The sequence below is a fragment of the Paenibacillus sp. VTT E-133291 genome (assembly GCF_002264395.1).
GTDB classification, from domain to species: domain Bacteria; phylum Bacillota; class Bacilli; order Paenibacillales; family Paenibacillaceae; genus Paenibacillus_AQ; species Paenibacillus_AQ nitricinens.
Window position 1 is genome coordinate 1 of record NZ_NFVA01000082.1, and the last position, 22,742, is coordinate 22,742.

Genomic DNA, 22,742 nt, shown 5'->3' on the forward strand with positions numbered 1-22,742 from the left:
GTTTCACACTATACATTATCCTTATATTTCCCGCAGATTGGACTTGAGAATGCCAAATTTGTACAATTGGGTATAAGTTAAATGTAAACTATCTCGATAAGGAGAATATAAGCTCATGAAGGAATTGAATTATCCGAAGGTGTTTATGCTCTTGGCAGGTCTGTCTGTGGCGACATTGGCCGTATATCGTGTAGTGTCACTACAGACGGATTCGTTTTATGCATTTTTACTCTGGAATTTATTCCTGGCTTGGATACCGTTCCTGTTCTCTATGGCTGCTTATGAACTGGATAAAAGGAAGATAGGTGGCTTGCTGCTTGTTCCGCTAGGCGTCGCTTGGCTGCTGTTCTTTCCGAACGCGCCTTATCTCATGACGGATCTGGTGCATCTAACGATAAGAAAAAGCAGATATATCGTGGATGGCACCATTCAGAATCGGTATTGGTATGATCTGGCTACCCTCTTATTGTTCACTTGGAGCGGCTGGTTGACTGGATTCTTCTCTTTATACCAGTTCCAGACGGTTGTTTACCGCAAAAGCAGCCTGCTCTTCTCTTGGATATTCGTACTCGCAGCATGTGTACTTGGGGGGTATGGGGTCCTGCTTGGCAGAGTCTACAGGCTGAATAGCTGGGACGTACTGACGGACCGGCATCAGTTGTACCAACTGGTTATGGACAGCTTGAATCGACAGTCGGTATTTTTTAGCTTGTTCATTGCGTTTGTATTGCTGGTCATCTACGCTACGATGTACTGTTTGTTAAATGGTCTTGGAACCCGTGAAAAAGGAAGGGACGCCAAGCGTATACGTGGTTAACCCATAAATTCCGGATCAAATTGGTATTGCTTCAGATCTACCACACCTTTTTCATTAAAAATAATCCCTTCCTCCTGCAAATAAAGCTTCTGGAGGGAGTTGGATTCATCTTCGGTCAAGGCGATCATTCCTTTGGCGTTGATAACCCGATGCCAGGGAAGTTTATATTTTCTACTCATGGAGTGGAGGATACGAACCACCTGCCTTGCGCCTCTTGGTCTTCCTGCCGCACGAGCAACGCCTCCGTAAGTCATCACTTTTCCTTCAGGTATAGATTGTATGATACGAATCACTTGTTCTGTAAATGGTGTCATAGGGAGCTCCTATCTCTTATTTTCATCAAATTATACCAGATGACCCCTACAATCATAAACATTCAACATGCTGCTGATAAAGCGGCTTTTTTTTATTTTAACGGATGGAGCTTACTCTCCTTTGCAAAGAAGTTGATCCCTTTTCAGTATAATTTTGGCGGATAGTATTTAGTGAGATGGGGGATAATTTCTAGGAAACTATTGTGACAGGAGTGACTACTGTGGAGAAAAAGGCAGCAGATGGTAACCGCAAAGATTCTCAACAAAATACGACCTCTGAGCAGACTCCGAGTACGTCACTAGATGAAATGATGAATCTGTTTCGGCAAATATTCAAGGATGATGGAACTCTTAGGATAAGGGTGCTAAATAATATCCATAGTGACGGCATCCGCTGCGGATTAGTCTATGTAGACGGAATGGTAGACAGGGAAATGATCCAGTACGGGGTGATAAAGCCTCTAATGGATTTTGATTTTACGGCAATGGATAGCGGGAATACAGCCGAAATGATGGAGAAAATTCGGACGCTGGTTATTAACATTAGCGATGTGGTCTGCTCTACGAGTTTGGATGAGATGGTTAGCGCGGTCGTAGCTGGAAAAACATTATTTCTGCTGGATGGCTTTGCTGGTGCGCTTAACATTAGTGCGCAGGGGTGGGAAACGAAGGCCATCGCGGAGCCTGTGACGGAAAAAAGTGTCAATGGTCCGCGAGAAGGTTTTACAGAGTCACTGCTTGTAAACTTGACGCTCATTCGCCGAAGAGTGCAAAGTCCGGACTTAAAGTTGATTTTTGGCCAGGTCGGGGTCCGCTCCAAAACACAAACTTGTATTTGTTATATCGAAGGGTTGGCCTCACCGGAAGTTGTTAAAGAGTTGCAAGAGCGAATTCAACAGGTGGATATAGATGTTGTATTGGATACGTCTGTTCTTTCAGAGCTTATTCGGGATGAACCCTTCTCACCCTTTGAGATGACGGGGAGCACAGAACGTCCAGATTCTGTAGTAAGCAAAATTATGGAGGGCAGAGTTGCCTTATTAATGGAAGGCAGTCCTTATGCAATGACAGTGCCCTACTTGTTTGTGGAGAATTTCCAGGCTAGTTCTGATTATTATATTAACTATTACTTTGGTTCATTTAATCGAATGATAAGGGTGCTAGGAGCTTTCTTGTCTATTAGTATCCCTGCTTTGTACGTAGCATTGGTTACCTATAGTCAGGAGATGCTGCCTACCATGTTGTTGCTTAGTATTTCAACGTCGAGAGTTGCCGTTCCTTTTCCGACTGTAGTGGAGGTCTTGTTCATGCTAACGATATTTGAAATTCTGCGCGAGGCAGGAGAACGAATACCGACCTACATTGGTCAGGCGATTAGTATCGTAGGTGCGCTTGTATTGGGTCAGGCGGCTGTGGAAGCGAGGATAGTTAGCGCACCTATGATTATTGTTGTGGGTTTAACCGGAATTATGGCTTTGCTTAACCCTAGGCTGACGGGTCCTTTAATCGTAGTAAGGTCGCTGCTGCTGTTTGCTACCTTTTTTCTAGGATTATATGGATATTTTTTGGGTGTGATCGGTTTAGTTATTCATTTGATGAGTTTACGTTCCTTTGGCGTTCAATACATGCTTGGAGTAGGTTCTATTCGCCCGCAGGATATTAAGGATACAGCTATAAGGGCGCCGTGGTGGCATATGTATCTGCGTCCAGCGATGATTGGTGCTCGTAATCGAAAGAGAAAAGCGACAAATAAAGTAAGGAATCGGTCATGAAAAAAATCAAAAAAGGTTTGCTAGCTTGTATATCACTATTACTTCTGGTCAGTATCTTGGGCTGTTGGGATTACGCTGAAATTGAAGACAGGGCGGTTGTAGCAGGCATTGGCATCGATAAAGATTCTGACGGGAAGCTATTAGCAACGGTCGAAATCGTGGATACGAAAGAGGGGATGAAGTCTAGTCAAGCGGGATATAAGATGGTTAGTCTTTCAGGTAAAACGCTGTTTGAAATTGTGCGAGGCATGATTTCAATCACGGGAAAAAAATTATTCTGGAGCCATTCCAAGGCGATCATTATCAGTGAGGAGGTAGCGAAGGAAGGGGTTGTAAAAGTGATTGATTGGTACAACAGAGATACAGAAACTCGGTCGGATGTTTATGTATTTGTTTCTAAAGAGAAGACGGCTCAGGAAGTAATTAATTTGAACAGCTCAACAGAAACGATTATGTCTTATGGTCTTGCCCAGCAGATGATGGTTGAAAAAAATGTAAGCACGGCTCCAGTTGTTGAAATTTGGGACTTCATTGAAAAGCTTGAAACGCCGGGGGATTGTGCGATAGCTCCTCTTATTTATATTCACGAAAAGAATGGTCAGAAGAATCCGCGTGTTAGTGGAACAGCTATATTCAAAATGGACAAAATGATTGGTAAGCTGAGTGGCGAAGAGACCAAGTATATGTTGTTTGTTAAAGATAATATTAAGGGAGGGGTGTTAACCGTGAATAACGAAGAGGGAACCCCCGACTTTACACTTGAAATTTTCTCTAATAAAACAAAAGTAAAGCCTGTTTGGGTAAACGGCAAGCTCCAATTACAGATAAATACGTTCACACATACCGGGCTTGATGAGGTAATGACTACTGAAGGATTCACTAGTCTAAATAGTAAGAATGTTATAGAAAAGCGTGCCGCTAAGGAATTACAGAAGAATATTCTCTCTGTAATTAAAAAGGTGCAGCGGGAATATCATTCCGATATTTTTGGATTCGGAGAAATTATCTTTGAGAATATGCCTAAGACCTGGACCGAGCTAGATAAAGATTGGGAGCGGGAATTCTCTGATCTAGATGTGGTTGTAAATTCAACAGTAATTATTGAAAGCAGTGCTCAAAACTCAAGATCTATCCAGATCCATCAAGAATAGGTGATTAAATTGGCTGTTATCGTTGTGTTAATCTACTTTTTTGTTGTATTGATGGATCCTTACGGACTATTAAAGCAAGGGATGAAACGGGATTTTTATGTGTGTTGTACACTATGTCTGTTTTCTTTCTGTATTGCTTTTGCATTGGCCATGAAATGGCAGCTTCCTAGTCCTTCACCTTTCATAGTCAGCTGGATCAGCAAGTTATTTTAGTTACAAGTCCAAGAGGAGATTTAAGCATGAAAAGAGAGATTATACCCACAGGGCATTCTATAAGTATTGTTGTTCTATTTATTATTGGGACTTCACTATTCATGGGACTGCCGGGGAAATCGGGCAACAGTAGCTGGATTGCTTTACTTTTTGCCATATCGTTAACGGTTCCCCTGCTTTTTATCTACGCGAGATTTCATGTGCTTTTTCCGGCGAAGGATCTATTTGATATCTTGATCACCGTATTTGGATCTATCCTTGGAAGAGTAGTTTCTTGTATGTATATATGGTACGCGCTGCATATGGGGGCCCTGGTTCTAAGGAATTTTGGAGAATTTAGTAAAACAGTAGCTTTGACTGAGACCCCTATGATTGCACCCATGTTATGTATTGGACTGTTATGTATCTGGGTGGTTAAGGCAGGAATTGAGGTGATTGGAAGATGTGCTAAACTATTTCTACTGCTGCTTTTAGCTGAGATTTTTTTAATTGAAATCCTAGCCATTCCCAAGCTCAAGTACCACTATTTGAAGCCTTTTCTTGACAGTGGATGGTCACCGGTATTGGCAGATACATTGGGATCATTTGCTTTTCCTTTTGCTGAAATTGTTCTTTTTATGGGAGTATTTAGTCATTTACCGGCAAAAGACTCAGCCAAAAAGATACTGCTAAGCGGATTACTGATTTCTGGCGGAGTGATCTTGCTTGTTTCACTGCGGAATTTGCTGATTCTCAATCCTGATATTGTTCAAAGCTTATACTTTCCCTCTTATGTAGCAGTTAGTCGGATTAATATCGGGGATTTTTTGACCCGAATGGAGGCATCATCCGCACTTGGATTTGTAATCACCATATTCATAAAGGCCAGCTTATGTTTATATGTGGCTAGTGTTGGAGTCGCTAAATTATTCAAACTGAAGAGCTACCGATCCGTTGTGCTTCAGCTGGGATTGATTATGGTTTATTTCTCTCGGTTTATCTTCAAGGATATTATGGAGATGCAGCATTTTGCCTATACTATTTATCCAATATATGCGCTTCCTTTTCAGGTGATTATTCCGTTGATATTGTGGATTTGTGCTGAAATTAAGGTTAGTAAAAGTAAACATAAGCAGGTGGCATCACAGCAATAGACCTACTTTCGAACATTCCTGATCTCTAGTAAAGATTAGGAATTCTTTGATTTTAAAACTAAACATAAGTTAGCTATAATGATAGATATATAGAATGGTTGTTTTAGAAAAGAGGGAAACAGGTATGAACGTCAGCAACATCATTATGTCCTCTTATTGGGGTAGAGAGGTTAGACATAAATATATTACTCAAGGATCTAAGACACTGGCTGTTATTTTTCCGGGTAAAAATTACTCGGCTGAACGCCCTCTGCTAGATTATGCGGCCAAAGCTGCTCGGGAACATAATTGCGATGTCCTGCTGCTTGAATATGGCTATCAGAGTGCTAGAGTAGGTTTTAAGCGTGATGAAATGATTATTCTCATTCAGGAATGTAAGGCGGCCATTGCATCTCTTCCTGATTACAAAAAGATTCTATTCATTAGCAAAAGCGTGGGTTCGGTCATAGCAGGGAGAATTGCAGAAGAGCTGGAAATACAGAAAAAGACGTCTCATCTATATATAACACCATTACCTGAGGCGATCCCTTTGATACAGCAGAGTCGTGGGACTGTAATTTATGGCGGAAGCGACCCTTTATTTAGCGAACAGCTATCTGGTGAAATTGATGGGCTTCATCATTTAAAAGTGTATAGAATCGATGATGCTAATCATAGCCTTGAGGTGGAGCAGGTCAACGAGTCACTAGCCATTCTGCTTGTTATTATTAATTTTTATCATGAATTTTTCCGTGATGCTTTAAATACATAACCTTTGGAGGATGCTGATTATGATTTTGGAAGCTGCGATGCTGCAAGTGAAGTCTGGTTTTACTACTGAATTTGAAAAAAGCTTCAAGGAGGCCTCAAGCTTAATTTCTTCGATCGAAGGCTACATAGGGCATGAATTGCAGCATTGCTTGGAGGATGATCATAAATATCTTCTGCTTGTGAAGTGGAGAACGCTTGAAGATCACACCATAGGATTCAGAGAATCCAGCCAGTATCAGGAATGGAAGGCGCTGCTTCACCATTACTACGATCCATTTCCGGTTGTTGAGCATTTTACCCGCATTAATCTGGACTAAATGGAGGCTGCTGAATGAAGGCGAAGCTTATTGGGAAAGGCAGAACAGCGGAGATCTGGCAGCATGATGATCAGAGGATTCTTAAATTGTACCTGGCGGATGTTTCAGGGCAGAATATTAGCCGAGAATATAAGATCAGCCAGTTTGTGCACTCGCAGGGCGTCCGGACACCGCAGCCCTTTGAACTAATTTCTGAACAGAGTAGACAAGGAATCGTTTTTCAACAAATTCAAGGTCCCTCCCTGCTAAAGGTGATGGGTGAGAAGCCTTGGAAAGTTGCCCATTATGCCAGAATGATGGCGGGACTTCACTGTGATTTGCATAAGCTTGAACCTACAGAAGAAATTGGACAGCAGAAGGATATGTTGAAGTGGAATATTATGGGGGCTCCAATGCTTAGTGAAGATGAGAAGTCAGCCATCCTGAGCTATCTGGAGAAGTTACCACAAGGAACCCATTTATGTCATGGAGATTTCCATCCTGACAATGTGCTTATGGATGACCAGCTCTGGGTAATCGACTGGATGACAGGTGTGGCGGGAGAACCAGCGGCCGATGCTGCTCGATCTGTAGTGATGTTCAGTATGGGAGCCATGCCCCCTGGAGCCTCTGCCTTATCGAGAATGATGATAGGTTTTATTAGAAAGAAATTAACCAAGGGATACATTCGGGAGTATCTCCGTTTATCAGGTCTCGCCTATGAGGACATAGACCGCTGGATTTTGCCAATCGCTGCCGCGCGTCTGGTGGAAGGACTTCCGCCACCGGAGAAGGAGCTTCTGGTAAAAGAAGTGCGTAAACGTCTGCAGACCTTAACCGTGGGACTACCTTGATCCTGACTAGAAACGGAGTGTGCTCCATGACCATCTATATTGCGCTGCTGCGTGGCATTAACGTCGGCGGCCACAAAATCATTAAGATGCAGGATCTGAAGACAATGTTGCAGTCCCTTGGTTTTCACAATGTACGAACGTATATTCAGAGCGGCAATGTAGTGTTTGAAAGTGATGAGGAATCGGAGAGTCTCCTTAGCGGAGTCATTGAACGCCAGATTCATGAGGTTTTTGGTTTTGAGGTCTCTGTTATGATTCGTACACTGGCTGAGATGGAGGAAGTAATCACTAATAATCCCTTTCAGCTGACCGACCCAGAGGCGTTCAAAAGATGGTATGTTTCTTTTCTGCCAGCAGTGCCTTCAGCTGAAGCACTAGATAAGCTGCGTATTTATGAGGAAGGACCGGATAAACTGCGTTTTGCCGGCAGAGAGATGTACGTATTATATGAGATCAGCGTGAGCCAATCGCCGCTTTTTAAGGTTTCTTTTGACAAAATATTAGGTATGTCTGTTACAGCACGTAACTGGAATACAGTGAATAAGCTCGTTGCTATGGGCAGGATGGAATAGTCAATTTTAAAAACAGAAAGGCTCCACATTGTGGGGTCTTTTTTGCGTTCTGGGGGCCTTGTATATTCAGCAAACATTCAGCTTGGACTCATTGAGAGTTAAGGTAAGGGTGAAATAATACACCTACAGAAAGATTGAACCGGGGGCACAGAACTGCCGGAATACAGATGATCAAAGGATAGGAGTGGATGGAGATGAGCAGGGTCAAAAAAATAAGCTCGGATCTTATATTGTGGCTCATTTTATTACTTGCCGCTTTTTTGTACGGGTATGGAGTTTGGAATGACCACTATGTGAATACATACTACACCACCGCGGTGGGAAGTATGCTGCAGAGCTTTCATAATTTCTTCTTCGCTTCACTGGACTCCGCGGGTTCAGTAACGGTAGATAAACCACCAGTTACCTTTTGGATTCAGACACTTAGCGCGCTTATCTTCGGGCTGCACGGTTGGAGTGTGATTTTGCCACAGGCACTTGGCGGCGTGGGCTCCGTGTTACTTGTATACCTGCTGGTGAAGTCTACCTTTGGCAGAGCGGCAGCACGTATAGCAGCTCTAGTCATGGCGACTACTCCGGTAGCAGCGGCAGTCAGCCGGACGAACAATATTGATGCACTGCTTGTATTCACCCTTCTGCTCGCGGCATGGTTTCTATTTAAAGGGACGAAGAGCAACAAGATGGGTAGCCTTCTTACCGCATTTGCGTTAATCGGTGTTGGTTTTAACGAGAAGATGCTACAGGCATACATGGTTCTACCGGCTTTTTATTTCTTTTATGTCTTAGCTGCCAAAGTGAACTGGAAGCGGAAGACGGGAGTATTGGCCGCCTCCACAGCAATTTTGCTTGTAGTCTCCTTATCCTGGGCAGTGATCGTGGATTCGATTCCCGCCAGCAAACGGCCTTATATCGGCAGCAGTGGTACCAATTCAGTGCTGAATCTTGCTTTTGGGTATAATGGCGTGGCCCGATTAACGGGGGATCGCGGGGCAGGTGGTGGTGGCGGTGGAATGCCAGGAATGAATGGCGGCGAGACGCCGAACATGAATGGTGAAATGCCAGCTATGAATGGCGAGATGCCCAACATGAACGGGTCAGGCAGTAATAGTGGCGCTGATGGCGGACGTGCAGCATTTTCGGGCCGGCAAGGCACAAATTCGACCTCGAATAGCCAGACTGGTGACGATGATGGAGGTGCACCAGGTCAGCCTCCTAGTGGAACAGACAGTCAAGGTCGGCAATTTGGTGGCGAGGACGGCGGGCGAGGAAATCGCGGCGGCATGAACGGCGGTGGAAGCGGAGGCGGAATGTTCAATACAGGAACAGCAGGTCCACTGCGCCTGTTCCAATCGGAGCTGTCAGGTCAAGCTAGCTGGATGCTGCCTTTCGTATTGCTAGGCATCATTGGATTATTCGCCAATCTGCGGAGAAAGAACTTTACCCAAGCTCATAAAGAGGCTCTCTTCTGGTTAGCGTGGCTGGTGCCAGTTATGGGATTCTTCAGTATCGCAGGATTCTTCCATCAATATTATCTGGTGATGATGGCTCCACCAGTTGCAGCATTAGTCGGTGCAGGATGGTCGAAGCTGTGGACGCTATATCGGGAGCACTCTGGTTGGCTGTCTTGGCTATTGCCTGCCGCAACGCTGGTTACTGCAGGGTTCCAGTGGTACATTGTTCATCCTTATAACGATACGATTGGCAGTGGCTGGTCCATTGGGATTTTAGCTGCAGGCATAGTGGTTTCGCTGGTCCTGGTAGTTCTTAAAGGTTTTAAAAAATCCTTTATTTATACGACAGCGACAGGTATTGCAGCCGTATTAGTATTGTTAGTTGGGCCGCTTTACTGGGCAGCTACTCCCATAACTTATGGTTTAAACAGTCAAACCCCTGAGGCAGGCCCGAGCAGTAGTGAGGGTAGAGGGGGAATGGGCGGCAGTCCCAGCAATTTTGGACGTAATAGCGCCGCAAGTGCGAATGAGAGTCTGTTGTCCTATCTGGAGGAGAACAATACTGGGGAGCCTTATCTTTTTGCTACATTGGATTATGGCACAGCAGCTCCATATATCGTTGATAAGGGTGCCTCGGTTGTTATTTTGAACGGATTTTCTAACTCAGACACCGTGTATACCCCAGATACCCTAAAGGCGTTCGTAGAGAGCGGAAAGGTGAAGTACTTCCTGATCAATAGCGGTGGTATGGGTGGTGGACGCGGGGGAAGCTCCGAGTTGACGACTTGGATCACAGAGAATGGTACAGAAGTTCCAGAAGCCGATTGGGCAGGAAGCGATGGAGGAAACAGCGGGACATTATACAAGGTCACTGTAAACTAGGCGAATGTTAAGCATATGAAGCGTGTTATGAGATAGATCAGGCACGCTTCATTATTCAAATTTAAGGAGGAGCTGCTCATGAGTACCCACGTGCGCTATTCCATTATTATACCGATGTTTAACGAAGAGGCGGTCATTCAAGAGACGTATCGACGTATCAAAAAAGTAATGGGCTTAACTAATGAAGTGTATGAGCTGATCTTTGTGAATGACGGCAGCACAGATAATTGCGCCCAGATGATTGAGGAATATAGCTACTGGGATGAGAGTGTGAAGCTGATCGACTTGTCTCGTAACTTTGGACATCAGATCGCTATTACTGCCGGAATGGATTACGCCCTAGGGGATGCAGTTGTCATTATTGATGCCGATTTACAAGATCCGCCGGAACTGATTCTGGACATGATTACGGAATGGAAGCAGGGGTATGAAGTTGTATATGCCAAAAGGATAAAGCGCAACGGAGAATCCTTATTCAAAAAGTGGACGGCCAGCCTCTTTTATAGAGTGCTACGTTATTCAACCGATATTTCAATACCTGTCGATACGGGGGATTTTCGCCTCATCGATCGTAAAGTCTGTGAGGAGCTCAAGCGCCTGCCGGAGAAAAATCGATTCGTACGCGGTCTGGTCAGCTGGGTCGGTTTTCGGCAAAAAGCCATTGAATATGAACGCGATGAACGTCTGGCGGGAGAAACAAAATATCCGCTGAAACGGATGATTAAGCTCTCTCTGGATGGAATTACTTCCTTCTCTTATAAGCCGCTGAAGCTGGCAGGATACCTTGGCGCGTTGCTGTCGGCCTCTGGTTTTCTATATCTGATGTATGTGCTATATCTGGTGATTTTTACGGATTCAGTCGTTAAGGGCTGGGCATCGATGATCGGAATCACACTGACCTTTAATGGTTTTGTGCTCATTATGTTAGGGATTCTGGGTGAGTATGTCGGTCGGATTTATGATGAGACCAAGGGACGTCCGCTCTATATTGTTCAGGAGTTCTATGAAGGCAAGAAGCAGCAGGATGCTCGTGAGCAGCAAGCTCTACACAATCGATAAATACAAGGGAGGGATTCGTTGTGAAGATTAGAAAAGCGGTTATTCCCGCCGCGGGTTTAGGCACTCGTTTCCTGCCTGCAACTAAGGCTCAGCCCAAGGAAATGCTGCCCATTGTGGATAAGCCGGCGATTCAATATATCGTAGAAGAAGCTGTTCGATCCGGCATTGAAAGTATCATTATCGTGACGGGGCGTAACAAGAAATCGATTGAAGATCATTTCGATAAATCAGTGGAATTGGAACAGATGCTTTTGGAAAAAGGAAAAGAGGAGCTGCTTCGTGAAGTCCAAGCGATTAGCGAACTGGCCAGCATTCATTACATTCGGCAAAAAGAGCCGCTAGGACTAGGTCACGCCATCCTTTGTGCGGAACAGTTCGTTGGCGATGAGCCGTTCGCTGTTCTGCTCGGTGACGATATCATGGTCTCGGAGGACCCGGCGCTACTGCAAATGATGCAATTGTATGAACAAGAAGAGAAGACCATCGTCGGTGTTCAGCAGGTACCACGGCAGGAGGTTCATAAATACGGAATTATTTCATCTAGCGGTTCACTACAAGGTGTCCATGAAGTTAAAGGTTTGGTGGAGAAGCCCTCACCCGATACGGCACCTTCAGAGCATGCGATTATGGGACGTTACATTTTGGAGTCTTCGATATTTTCAGTGCTGGCTAACCTTGAACGGGGAGCAGGTGGTGAATATCAACTGACTGATGCATTGCATGAGGTATGCCGTACTGAAGGTCTGCTAGCGCTGGATTTGATCGGCAGACGTTATGATATTGGTGATAAATTCGGCTACATTCAGGCTACGCTGGAGGTCGGATTGATGCGGGAGGAGTTGCGTCCATTACTGGTTCCGTATTTGCAAAAGCTGGCTGCTAGTCTGAAGGAAAGTGAAGAAGTGGGGGCGTTACCTTGGGGTACACGCTAGTGATTGAAGGAGACTGTTTCAAACGACCATAACATCGTCATTCGGCGGTGAGATTAGGTTGATTTGGGGCAGTTTTTTTGCGTGTCGCGTAAAGAGAGTGAGCAGATAAGTGTACTTTATACAATTAAAAAGTGTATCATTCAACTACGTATCGACTTAGTTGCACTTGATACACTTATTTCTTCGTAATCCAACGGAAATACACTTTTCGACTGTCTTTAGTTGCACATACTACACTTAAAAAAGTCATAGGGGTGCTAAAGTATGAAATAGCTGCACCAAGTGCAGTTATATTTTGCGATATAAAAAATCCGGAGGACAGATTCCTAAGAATCGTCTCCGGATCTATATTTTCAATCATTGATTAAGCCTTTAGCACATCATGATCAACATAACGCGCGCCATTTAGCTCGCTAATCACATTAATGGCTACCTTCGCGCCATCGCCTGCCGTAATAATGGCATGTACACTTACTCCGGCAACGGTACCTGCAGCCCAAATGCCTTCAATATTTGTTTTGCCTTCTGGATTAACAGCGACTACTGTTTTGATTCTTGGTTCTGTACCATCCTTAGTTTCCACACCTGCTTTGGCGGCTAGATCGGTAAGGGCACCTGTTGCTAGAATAACATGTTTGGCTTCATAAATGATTCCGTCTTCAGTTTCAATGACGAATCCATTGCCGCTGGAAGTGAGGTTAATCGCTTGTTCTGCTACCAGCTCAGCGCCGAATTTGACGGCTTGCTTATGTCCGGTTTCTACGAGATCAGGACCGCCTACTTCGGAAATTCCATAAAAATTTTCAAACCATCCTCTACGGGTCATGCCTTTATCATTGTCGATCAGCAGCGTTTTTTTGCCCGCTTTGGCGGCGAACAGGGCTGCGCTTGCACCGGCAGGACCGGCTCCAATTACGGCGATTTCGTACATTTTTTTGACCTCCTAAAAGTTTTGTGGAGCAAAACTCGCTTCGAAAGCATAGGCTTAAGTTTTGCGGAGCGACGCTCCTTAGAATGGACAACATAGCAAAACTACTTCGTAAGCATGGGCTTAAGCCTATCATCTATTATAACGATTATTACTCTCTCTTGGCTAATCCTTCCTCGCAAGGAAGGGTAACTCTGAACGTTGTTCCCTCACCGAGGGTGCTGCTTACAATAATCTTGCCCTGATGTGCCTCTACGATAGACTTGGTAATAGAAAGGCCGAGTCCTGATCCACCATATTTTCGTGTACGAGAGGAATCGCTGCGGTAGAAGCGATCGAAGATATGTGGGATATGCTCTGGAGAAATCCCGCAGCCGTTGTCTTGCACCGTTAGAATGGCCTCATTTCCTCTAGCATATAAAGAGAGATGAATGGTGCCAGATTCTGCATCCGTATGCTGAACCGCATTGTGGAACAGATTCAGAATCACCTGTTTGATTTTATTGGGTTCATATTTACCCTGGATGCCATACGAGATATCAAAAGTAACCTTGCGCTGATCCGCTAATAAGAGCAGATGCGGCTTCATTTCGGATATGACCTCACCGAGCAGCAGATTCGTCATCCGCAGTTGAGGGGCGCCGTCCATCCGAGCGAGCAGCAGTAAATCCTCCACCAGCTTATTAATCCGTTTCGATTCGCCATGCATGCTTCGCAATGAATTGTATAACTGTTCTTTATTATCCGCAGCGCCTCGCAGTAAGACCTCTAGAAAGCCATGGATCGAGGTCAGCGGCGTTCGCAGCTCGTGAGAAGCATCGGCAGCGAAGCGGCGCATCTGTTCCTTGGCTTCCCGTTCATTATGAAAGGATATTTCGAGACGCTCGAGCATACCATTGAATGAATGAGCCAGCTTGTCGATCTCAGTCTGGCCTTGGTTCATTGGAAATCGGATATCCAGATTACCGGCATCAATGATCTCGGCGGACTCTCCCATATTTGACAGAGGGACCAGCGTCTTTCGAAGGGCAGGCAAGTATAGGAAGAAGCCAGCCAATAAAGCAATCACTGACAAGCCTGCGTAGATCATCAATTGCTGTAAGATTACATCCGTAAGAGGTCCGGTATTCACACTCATTTGGAGTAGCAATCGAGTATTTCCAGGTCTATAGAGATTCACGAATATAGCCAGATGTTCAGTGCCGTCATCGGCCTCTACGAGCTTATAGTTTCCTGTTGCTCTATCCGTGATATGAGTGAGCAGATTATTGTATTGCTCATTCGTTAATCTAGGCGCGGCTGAATCAGATAAAGTCATTTGCTGTAAGTCTCGGAAGGTGCCATCCGCGCTATAAATAGCGAGTGTTGTATGGGCATCCAGCAGGAGTGGACGCCTATTTTCACCGGTTCTTTGACCATTTGGAATTTTATTCTCGCCGTTTCTTTCCCCCGGCAAATTGCCATTAAACTCGGTGTTTCCCTCATTTGGAGTTGTGGTGTCCTCGTCATAGGAATTGAAAAAGTTGAAAAACATTTCACGGGGAACAGAACGTATTTGCGCTTCCATAGACTCTGCTCTATTGCTATATATGAAATCCCGCATGAGTATATATTGTAATACTCCGATTAGCAGCAGCAATCCTGATAGAATGAGCAGCGAAATGGCTAGCAACTGCTTGCGCAGAGAACGTGGTGCAGGCAGCTTACGAAACCATTTAAAGATGCGCTTACTCATAGATCTACCCGGTAGCCTGCTCCCCGCAGGGTACGGATAATACGGTGCTCCTTATCTCCGAGCTTCTCGCGAAGTGAACGGATATAGACCTCAACGATATTTTCCTCACCACCAAAGTCATAGCCCCACACTTTATCAAGAATCATGGGTTTACTTAGTACAAGGCCGTGATTAATAACGAGATACTGTAATAACTCGTATTCCGTGGGGGAGAGTTCAAGGACTTCTTCCTTGAAGCGAATTTCTTTTCTACGGCTATCAATTCGGAATGGACCGCAGCGCACCTCGCCGAGCAGACCTGGAAACTGATTGCGTAGCCGCGCTTGAATTCGGGCAAGCAATTCGTCGAAGCTGAAGGGCTTGACCATATAATCGTCAGCGCCAATAGTGAGACCCTTGACTCGATCGTCCACTTCATCCTTTGCAGTTAGCATAATAACGGCTAGTTCCGTCTCTTCTGAGCGAAGGTAATGACATAACTCGAATCCATCCATGCCAGGCATCATGACATCTAGGATGGCTACATGTGGCTTGAACTCAGCAGCTACCGAGATGGCTGTGATCCCATCGGGTGCGGTTCTGACTTCAAATCCTTCGTTAAGGAGACCCAGCTCCAGAAATTGTAGTATATGAGGCTCATCATCTACTAGCAGTAGTCGAACGCCTTGAGCTGCTTTCATCATAGGTACCTCCAAATCAGTGATAGATAGCTACATTATGACATATCCGGTTGAAAGTTTGCTGAAGATCCGTCCCTTTGCTTTACGTGTAAAGGAGTCTTTTCTTATTTCATGATGTTTCAAAGGGGTTAATTTAGTTATAAGTAATATTAATGTGTTTAATAACAAACAAGGTTAAAAAATCCGGATTTTCGAAAATGTGATAAAGGGTTTTGACGGCGGATATAGAACACTTTACAATAAGGATAATCTCCTGATTTTGGTGAAAGTTACCCGTTTTAGGGAAGATTATTCGACCGTGTTATATTTCCTTCCACGTTTTTCTCATCTTTGTCCATCTTCCTATCAAGGCTCATTTCTTTCAAGTGTATTTCTTGTTCATTCACTTCTTTTTGGAACTTCTGTTCATTCAACCTGTGCTTGCTGAACTTCATATTACCCATAAGTCAAGGGAGGCTTTTCCATGAAGAAAAAGGAAATGGTAGCCATGCTATTGGCTGGAGGCCAAGGCAAAAGATTGAAAGGTCTAACCAAATCGCTTGCCAAGCCCGCTGTTTATTTTGGAGGGACCTATCGGATCATCGACTTCCCTTTAAGTAACTGTTCCAATTCAGGTATTGATACAGTGGGTGTGCTGACTCAATATGAGCCACTCATACTGCATTCTTACATCGGAGTAGGCAGCGATTGGGATTTGAACCGTAAGAACGGCGGGGTATTCGTGCTGCCACCGCATGAACGTGAGAATGGAAGCAGTTGGTACCGGGGAACAGCAGATGCGATTTATCGGAATCTTAAGTTTGTGGATCAGTTTGATCCAGAGCATGTTCTTATTCTATCCGGAGATCACATTTATAAAATGGATTATCACGCTATGCTTCAATACCACAAGGAAAGAAACGCTGATTGCACAATTTCTGTCATTGACGTTCCGCTGGAGGAAGCAAGCCGATTTGGAATTTTGAATACCGAGGAAGATCTAAAAATTTACGAATTTGAGGAAAAGCCCGCTCAGCCAAAAAGTACATTAGCTTCTATGGGGGTGTATATCTTCAAATGGGAGGTTCTCCGCAAGCATCTACTGGAGGATGGAGAGAATGTAGGATCCTCCCACGATTTCGGCAAGGATATCATTCCTTTAATGCTGGAGGACGGAAACTCCTTATTTGCTTACCCTTTTGAAGGATACTGGAGAGATGTAGGTACAGTAACTAGCTTATGGGAAGCGAATATGGATTTGCTGAGCGATACCCCGCCACTTAATCTAAATGATCCCAGCTGGCGCATTTTTACACGTAATCCGAATCAACCTGCCCAATATGTCGCCCCTGGGGCGAAAGTGTCAGGCTGCATTATTAATGAGGGCTGCATTGTGCATGGAGAAGTGAATCACTCGGTTCTCTTTTATGGTGTAGAAGTGGGTGAGGGAAGTGTAATTACGGACTCCGTGATTATGCCTAAGGTCAAGATTGGCAAAAATGTACGTATTCATAAAGCGATTATTAGTGAGAATACGGTAATCGACGATTATATGGAAATAGGCATCGAACGGGAGAATGAGAATGAAATTCTGCTGATCGACAACAAAAGCAAAAAACGTAAATCAGCTGTAGCCAAAACCATATAATCAAGCTAAAACGCCTTTGGCGTCCTTCTAGGGACGGTAAGCGTTTATGCGAGATTTATAAGGATAAAGTATATCGTGAAACTTATACTTTCTTATAAATTATAAGAGGACGGTGGATTCCGATGAAGCAACTCATGGGTGTAATTAATCTGGATCATGAACTTGACAAACTAAATGAACTCACTTATTTCCGCTGTGGTGCAGCCGTACCTTTTGCAAGTCGTTATCGGTTGATTGATTTCGTGCTTTCTAATATGATGCGTGCAGACCTGGAGAGCGTTGGCCTGTTCGTCCGCCGTAAATACCGTTCTCTAATGGACCATTTGGGTGACGGAAAATCTTGGGATATGAACCGCAAGCATGGAGGATTATTCATTTTGCCTCCAGACTGGAACGATCCTACGGATACTTCTCTCGGGGACTTACAGCATTATCATAACAATCTGGATCTTTTTAAACGGGGATCTGCTAAATATATCGTGTTTTCCGGCAGCCAGCATATCAATACAATTGATCTTCAGGATTTGTACAGTTACCATCTGGAGAAGGGTGCCGACGTTACAGTAGTGTATAAAAAGATTGAAGAACTGCAGCCAGAACATGATCTATGCCAGCGTATTGAAGTAGACGAAGAGAATAAGGTGACTAATATCCATCATGAGAAGGACCATCCTAATTTATATCTGGATATCTTCATTATGGAGAAAAAACTGTTCTTGGAGCAGGTGGAGCATTGCATTGCGCATGGAGAGAGTTATTTTTTCCGTGATGTGATTCAGAAGAACCGACATAAATTTAATATCGCCGCATACGAATATCATGGCTATCATGCCGTAATTAATTCATTAGAGAGTTATTATAAGAACAGTTTGGAACTGCTCCAGCAGGAGAATTACTTCAGTTTGTTCAAAGAAAGCCCGGTACAGACGAAGATTAAATATGAGGCTCCAACAAGGTACTTGGAAAGTGCTAATGTCAGTAATTCGTTGGTGGCGAATGGCTGCATTATAGCTGGAACGGTAGAGAATAGCGTGATCTTTCGTGGGGTCCAGGTGCGTAAGGGAGCGAAGATCATCAACTCAGTAATTATGCAAAAGTGCGTCATCGAAGAAAATGCGGTCATTGAGAATGTAATTATGGATAAAGACGTACATTTGAGTAAGAATCGAATTCTTGTTGGAGATAGCAAACGTCCATTCGTCATCGCCAAGAGCAGCAAGATCTAACGACTGGATTAGATGCACAAAGCAGTATTAACCTGTCTGATCTGATGGCACAGTCTGCTGCACTTCTAATAAAAGCATTTGTCAGGAGGACCTACTGTTGTTTAACGATAAAGAATCTTTCAAACAGGTATTCCGTGAGACCCTCATTGGTAAATTAGGTAAACCGCTTGAGGAAGCCTCGAATGCCGATGTCTATAAAATACTGGGCAACATGATTCGTGAGAACGCCGGAAAAAATTGGGCGGAAACGAACCAGAAATATAAGCTCGATAAAGATAAGCAGGTTTATTATTTTTCAATGGAGTTCTTGATCGGTAGGCTTTTAGGGAACAATCTGCTGAATATGGGTGTACTGGAAGTAGTACGTGAAGGTTTAGCGGACCTTGGCTTTTGCTTGCAGGATATAGAGGAGGAGGAGTCGGACGCTGGGTTAGGGAATGGAGGTCTCGGTCGTTTGGCTGCCTGCTTCCTGGACTCACTCGCTTCCCTGCAATATGCGGGACATGGCTGTGGTATACGGTATAAATATGGCCTGTTCGAGCAGAAGATCGTTGATGGGTATCAAGTGGAACTTCCTGATTACTGGCTGCAGAATGATAATGTTTGGGAAGTGCGCCGCGAAGACAAGCAGGTTGAAGTTAGGTTCTGGGGGACTATTGAGACCCGCGAAGAGAACGGACGGCTCGTATTCGAGCATACGCAATATGAGGCTGTTCGTGCAGTGCCTTATGATGTCCCTATCATTGGTGCAGATCGCCGGCATGTGAATACATTGCGTAACTGGAGTGCAGAATCCATTACCCATCCCTCTAGAACCTTTGGTTCTTTTGGCGGGACGGATTATCATAAGTTTCTGGAGTATAAGCGTTCTGTAGAATCCATTTCGGAGTTTCTGTACCCAGATGACTCTCAATACGAAGGCAAGCTGCTTCGCCTGAAGCAGCAGTATTTCCTCTGTAGTGCGGGGCTGCAAAGTATTCTGCGTACCTATGCTAAGCTTGGGATTCCTATAGAATCGCTGCCAGACAAGGTTGCTCTTCATATTAATGATACACATCCAACGTTGGTGATTCCTGAATTGATGAGGATTTTGATGGATGTACATGGTTTAGGATGGGATGAGGCATGGAGTATCACGACGCGTATGGTCTCTTATACCAATCACACTATTCTGAGCGAAGCGCTTGAGAAATGGCCTATTCAAATGGTTAGGGAGCTACTGCCACGTATTTTTCTTATCATTGAAGAGATCAATGCGCGCTTCTGTGGCGAACTTATGAGTCGTTATCCGGGGGATCAGGATCGAATTGCGCAGATGGCGATTATTCATGATGATCAGGTTCGGATGGCTCATCTGGCGATTGTAGCGAGCCATAGTGTCAATGGAGTAGCGGCGTTGCATACAGAAATATTAATGAAGCGCGAGATGCGGCTTTTTAATGAAATGTATCCACACCGTTTCAATAATAAGACGAACGGAATTACCCATCGGCGATGGTTACTGCATGCCAATCCAGATCTGGCTAATTTGATCAATCAATCGATAGGGACCCGTTGGGTCAGCCATCCTCAAGAAATGATTGGCTTGATTAAATATTGTGAGGATGGTTCCTTCCAGGAACAAGTAGCCAATATAAAGCGCCAGAATAAGCTTCGTCTTGCAGAGTACATCTACAGCAAGCATTCCGTACATGTCGATCCTGACTCTATCTTTGATGTACAGGTGAAGCGTCTGCATGCTTACAAGCGCCAGTTGCTTAATATTTTGCATATTCTGCATTTGTACAATCAAATCAAAGATAATCCTTCGATGGATATGGTTCCACGCACGTTTATATTCGGAGCAAAGGCAGCGCCAAGTTATCATCTGGCGAAGCGGATTATCAAACTGATTAATACAGTTGCGGAGGTAGTCAATAAAGATCCGGATGTTAAAGGGAAGATTCGTATCTTTTTCCTTGAAAATTATTCGGTATCTCTAGCAGAAAAGATCATTCCTGCAGCGGACATCAGTGAGCAGATTTCTACAGCCAGCAAAGAAGCATCCGGTACCGGGAATATGAAGTTTATGATGAACGGTGCATTGACGGTAGGGACGATGGATGGCGCAAATGTGGAAATGCATGAAATGGTGGGAGACAACAATATGTTCCTGTTCGGACTTCGCGCGGAGCAGGTCATGGATTACTACCAGCATGGCGGTTATCATGCGCGTGATATTTACAACGGGGATAGTCGTGTGAAAGAAGTGCTGGATCAGTTAATCAAACCAGGACCTATATGTTGTCACGCTACGGAGTTTGAGAGTATCTTCCACTCTCTTCTGGATAATAACGATGAGTTTTTTGTCCTGAAGGATTTCGCCAGTTACGTTGAGACGCACGTCGAAATTGATCGGGCATACCGCAATCGGCAGGAATGGCTGAAGAAGTCCATTATTAATATTGGTCATTCCGGTAAATTCTCCAGCGATAACACAATTAGTCGCTATGCAGCTGAGATTTGGAACATTAGTCCAGTTCGACTGTAGGATCAACGAAAGGCTGTCTTATAAGTAGGTAACCCCTACAAATAAGACAGCCTTTTTCTGATGGGATATAAAAAGAAGAGATTGTTAGATAGCTTCCGATACTAAAGCTGCGAACCGCTCCAGAAACCGGCGTTCCTCATCATCAAAGCGATCCTTAAGCGGACTGTCGATATCAAGCACGCCAAGCAGGCGGTCATCCTTTAGTAGAGGAATAACAATCTCGCTGTTAGAAGCTGCATCACAGGCAATATGACCTGGGAATGCATGCACATCTCCTACTACAAGTGTGCGTCGCTCTGCGGCTGCCGTTCCGCACACCCCGCGAGAGAGTGGGATTCGAATGCATGCAGGGAGGCCTTGAAAAGGTCCGAGTACTAGCTCCTTACCGTCAAATAAATAAAAACCGGCCCAATTTGTATCTGGCAGGGCGTGTTTAAGCAGTGCCGAAGCATTAGCTAGATTGGCTATTGCACTGGGTTCGTCCTTCATCAATGCTTCGAGTTGACTTAGAACCGCTTCAAACTGCTCGCTGCGCGTTCCATCATAGGGCATAGCTTGAAACATGAAGCATCACCTTCCTTACTTTAAAGTCAATATGAAACCAGAACTGTAACTAACAACATAGTACAGCTATGCGGGGTACGTCAAGACACAACATTATTTTGTAATATTTTGGTGGGTCTATGATCCCTCAGTAGCGCTGAACCCTTAGGCTGATGTTTCCAATGAACTGTCATAGGGTAATGCAAAGTAAATACTGAAGGCTTTGTAGCCAGAAGGAGTGGAATATGCGCGCTGATGTACAGAACTTGTTCATAGGAATTCACATGCTTTATTGTGCACATGATAAAGATGTGACGATCTCGGAGATGCTGCTCGGACTGGAAGACATGGGGTATCGTGTAGGAGAACGCGAAGTGAAACAGGAATTGGAAAAGCTGACGCTGGACAACTTTCTGACTGCACATAGTGAAGGGTACAGTATTACTGGCACGGGTATTGAAGAGCTCAAGGATATTCGAGCCAAACTTCAGGTATTGTGTAGTGAAGTCGCGAATGGAGAGAATAGAATCGTTAATTAGGTATGGTAATTCAAAAGCGTCTGGATCAAGTGGTGAGTGTGCCGCCTGATCCAGACGTTTTTCACATATAAAATGTTAAAGAAATTAGAATTTTTAGCTTAAGGAAATACTTTTGAATGATGTATAATTGATAGGTTGAAGGGGGAGCAGAGAATTGTATCCATGCAATGGAGTGACACCTACACTGACCGGTAGAAGATTAAAATTATGTGCTATGACTACAGAGCATGCGTCAGCGTTATTTCAGGTTTGGTCTGATCCGGAAGTTACTCTCTGGCTGGGTGCACCGGCATTATCCTCTATAGAAGAGACGAAGCAGCTTATAGACCTTCTATCACAGATGGCTCAGGAAGAGGAGAGCTTACGTTGGAGTATTATTGGACCTGGGGAGGAAGTCATAGGTAGCTGTGGGTATAACCATTGGCAGCTTCAGGGGGCTTACCGTGGTGAAATAGGCTGTGATCTGTCGCCTGCCTTTTGGGGGCTTGGATATATGAAAGAAGCACTTGGTCTTGTACTCGATTTTGGTTTCAATATTATGGGCTTGAATCGGATTGAAGCGTTCTGTCATCCAGATAATATTCGTGCGGAGAGGCTGGTTCATACGCTTGGATTTCAGAAGGAAGGCTTACTGCGTCAATACAGGCAGATCGCTTCCGGCTTTCAGGATACTGCTCTCTATGCTTTACTGCGCGAGGAGTGGCAATCCACTTAATACATAAAGAGAGGGTTTGGAAC

General features: G+C 44.5%; 21 protein-coding genes. 16 read left to right on the forward strand and 5 right to left on the reverse strand.

The features are described from left to right. The first annotated feature begins 115 nt into the window (after window positions 1–115). Complete coding sequence (locus tag CA598_RS24890; RefSeq protein ID WP_094878259.1) at window positions 116–817, forward strand: DUF1361 domain-containing protein; 702 nt, start codon at window positions 116–118, stop codon at window positions 815–817. On the opposite strand, the gene CA598_RS24895 is transcribed toward CA598_RS24890, so the two are convergent. Continuing rightward, entirely contained in the window at window positions 814–1,131 is a 318-nt protein-coding gene (locus CA598_RS24895; RefSeq protein ID WP_094878260.1) for an MGMT family protein, read from the reverse strand. The two genes, CA598_RS24890 and CA598_RS24895, sit on opposite strands and share 4 nt — an antisense overlap. Window positions 1,132–1,352: 221 nt before the next feature. Between CA598_RS24895 and CA598_RS24900 the strand changes: the two genes are divergently transcribed. The 10 genes from CA598_RS24900 to galU all read left to right on the forward strand — a co-directional run bounded on the left by CA598_RS24900 (window position 1,353) and on the right by galU (window position 12,196). Continuing rightward, complete coding sequence (locus CA598_RS24900; RefSeq protein WP_094878261.1) at window positions 1,353–2,903, forward strand: spore germination protein; 1,551 nt, start codon at window positions 1,353–1,355, stop codon at window positions 2,901–2,903. Then, window positions 2,900–4,054: a Ger(x)C family spore germination protein gene (locus CA598_RS24905; RefSeq protein ID WP_094878262.1), complete on the forward strand. Its 1,155-nt coding sequence runs from the start codon at window positions 2,900–2,902 to the stop codon at window positions 4,052–4,054. Before CA598_RS24900 ends, CA598_RS24905 begins: the two co-directional genes overlap by 4 nt. Window positions 4,055–4,293: 239 nt before the next feature. Next, window positions 4,294–5,400 carry a GerAB/ArcD/ProY family transporter gene (locus CA598_RS24910; RefSeq protein WP_094878263.1) on the forward strand — a complete coding sequence of 369 codons (1,107 nt, stop codon included), beginning with the start codon at window positions 4,294–4,296 and terminating at the stop codon, window positions 5,398–5,400. A 124-nt stretch (window positions 5,401–5,524) separates the two neighbouring features. Next, window positions 5,525–6,151, forward strand: a complete 627-nt coding sequence (locus CA598_RS24915) for a hypothetical protein (protein ID WP_094878264.1) — start codon at window positions 5,525–5,527, stop codon at window positions 6,149–6,151. A 19-nt stretch (window positions 6,152–6,170) separates the two neighbouring features. Further along, the gene (locus CA598_RS24920; RefSeq protein ID WP_094878265.1) at window positions 6,171–6,467 is read left to right on the forward strand and encodes an antibiotic biosynthesis monooxygenase family protein; all 297 of its coding nucleotides are present in this window, start codon (window positions 6,171–6,173) and stop codon (window positions 6,465–6,467) included. A 14-nt stretch (window positions 6,468–6,481) separates the two neighbouring features. Next, window positions 6,482–7,300, forward strand: coding sequence for a phosphotransferase family protein (locus tag CA598_RS24925; protein ID WP_094878266.1), 819 nt, complete (start codon window positions 6,482–6,484; stop codon window positions 7,298–7,300). 26 nt (window positions 7,301–7,326) lie between these two features. Further along, window positions 7,327–7,872, forward strand: coding sequence for a DUF1697 domain-containing protein (locus CA598_RS24930; RefSeq protein ID WP_094878267.1), 546 nt, complete (start codon window positions 7,327–7,329; stop codon window positions 7,870–7,872). A 194-nt stretch (window positions 7,873–8,066) separates the two neighbouring features. Beyond that, entirely contained in the window at window positions 8,067–10,205 is a 2,139-nt protein-coding gene (locus tag CA598_RS24935) for an ArnT family glycosyltransferase (RefSeq protein WP_094878268.1), read from the forward strand. Between the two features lie 78 nt (window positions 10,206–10,283). Continuing rightward, complete coding sequence (locus tag CA598_RS24940; RefSeq protein ID WP_094878269.1) at window positions 10,284–11,264, forward strand: glycosyltransferase family 2 protein; 981 nt, start codon at window positions 10,284–10,286, stop codon at window positions 11,262–11,264. Between the two features lie 20 nt (window positions 11,265–11,284). After that, window positions 11,285–12,196 carry a UTP--glucose-1-phosphate uridylyltransferase GalU gene (galU, locus tag CA598_RS24945; protein ID WP_094878270.1) on the forward strand — a complete coding sequence of 304 codons (912 nt, stop codon included), beginning with the start codon at window positions 11,285–11,287 and terminating at the stop codon, window positions 12,194–12,196. 364 nt (window positions 12,197–12,560) lie between these two features. Here galU and CA598_RS24950 read toward each other — a convergent pair whose 3' ends face one another. From CA598_RS24950 to CA598_RS24960, 3 genes are all read right to left on the reverse strand, one after another. Continuing rightward, window positions 12,561–13,127 carry an FAD-dependent oxidoreductase gene (locus CA598_RS24950; protein ID WP_042184618.1) on the reverse strand — a complete coding sequence of 189 codons (567 nt, stop codon included), beginning with the start codon at window positions 13,125–13,127 and terminating at the stop codon, window positions 12,561–12,563. Between the two features lie 148 nt (window positions 13,128–13,275). Next, on the reverse strand, window positions 13,276–14,859 hold the full coding sequence (locus tag CA598_RS24955) for a sensor histidine kinase (protein WP_094873595.1): 1,584 nt from the start codon (window positions 14,857–14,859) through the stop codon (window positions 13,276–13,278). After that, window positions 14,856–15,539 (reverse strand): response regulator transcription factor, encoded by a 684-nt coding sequence (locus CA598_RS24960; RefSeq protein WP_076116779.1) that lies wholly within the window; start codon window positions 15,537–15,539, stop codon window positions 14,856–14,858. The genes CA598_RS24955 and CA598_RS24960 overlap by 4 nt, the downstream gene beginning before the upstream one ends. A gap of 463 nt (window positions 15,540–16,002) precedes the next feature. On the opposite strand from CA598_RS24960, the gene CA598_RS24965 reads away from it, so the two are divergent. The 3 genes from CA598_RS24965 (at window position 16,003) to CA598_RS24975 (ending at window position 20,922) form a co-directional block, all read left to right on the forward strand. Further along, window positions 16,003–17,166, forward strand: coding sequence for a glucose-1-phosphate adenylyltransferase (locus CA598_RS24965; RefSeq protein ID WP_094873597.1), 1,164 nt, complete (start codon window positions 16,003–16,005; stop codon window positions 17,164–17,166). A gap of 122 nt (window positions 17,167–17,288) precedes the next feature. Next, on the forward strand, window positions 17,289–18,392 hold the full coding sequence (gene glgD / locus CA598_RS24970; protein WP_094873599.1) for a glucose-1-phosphate adenylyltransferase subunit GlgD: 1,104 nt from the start codon (window positions 17,289–17,291) through the stop codon (window positions 18,390–18,392). A 97-nt stretch (window positions 18,393–18,489) separates the two neighbouring features. Then, complete coding sequence (locus CA598_RS24975; protein ID WP_094878271.1) at window positions 18,490–20,922, forward strand: glycogen/starch/alpha-glucan phosphorylase; 2,433 nt, start codon at window positions 18,490–18,492, stop codon at window positions 20,920–20,922. Window positions 20,923–21,006: 84 nt separating this feature from the next. On the opposite strand, the gene CA598_RS24980 is transcribed toward CA598_RS24975, so the two are convergent. Further along, window positions 21,007–21,486, reverse strand: coding sequence for a GAF domain-containing protein (locus CA598_RS24980; protein ID WP_094878272.1), 480 nt, complete (start codon window positions 21,484–21,486; stop codon window positions 21,007–21,009). Window positions 21,487–21,710: 224 nt separating this feature from the next. Between CA598_RS24980 and CA598_RS24985 the strand changes: the two genes are divergently transcribed. Then, window positions 21,711–22,004 (forward strand): hypothetical protein, encoded by a 294-nt coding sequence (locus CA598_RS24985; protein ID WP_094878273.1) that lies wholly within the window; start codon window positions 21,711–21,713, stop codon window positions 22,002–22,004. Between the two features lie 154 nt (window positions 22,005–22,158). Beyond that, complete coding sequence (locus CA598_RS24990) at window positions 22,159–22,719, forward strand: GNAT family N-acetyltransferase (protein WP_094878274.1); 561 nt, start codon at window positions 22,159–22,161, stop codon at window positions 22,717–22,719. The last annotated feature ends 23 nt before the right edge of the window (window positions 22,720–22,742 follow it).